Origin of the sequence: Megasphaera geminata F0357 (assembly GCF_000239275.1) — a bacterium.
Classification (GTDB): domain Bacteria; phylum Bacillota; class Negativicutes; order Veillonellales; family Megasphaeraceae; genus Megasphaera; species Megasphaera geminata.
Map to the genome: position 1 here is coordinate 1 of NZ_JH417616.1, position 268 is coordinate 268.

1 protein-coding gene is annotated in these 268 nt (G+C 59.3%); it reads right to left on the reverse strand.

Annotation, left to right across the window (positions count from 1 at the left end; translation table 11 throughout):
- Window positions 1-42: 42 nt before the first annotated feature.
- Window positions 43-268, reverse strand: a 226-nt coding sequence (locus HMPREF0080_RS10100) for a hypothetical protein (protein ID WP_006791050.1), incomplete at its 5' end; no start/stop codon positions are given.

Genomic DNA, 268 nt, shown 5'->3' on the forward strand with positions numbered 1-268 from the left:
TTTCTTTTGGGGGAGGGTGCTGTCCTATATAAAGGATATGGTTTAGAATTTATACGTCGCCTGGACGCGCGTGTAGTCGCCGAGCTTGAAGCTTTCCGGCCCGTAAAGGGTATCGCGCTTGCCGATCCCCTTGGCCCCGAAGGTGTAGAAGGCCTCCAGGAGGAAGTCCTTCGCCGGGACGTAGCCCGCACCGACGGTGAAACTCCAGATCGTCCAGGTAACGGTCCGGGAGCGCTTCCGTGCCGTTGCCGCCGAAGAAGGAGCCGTG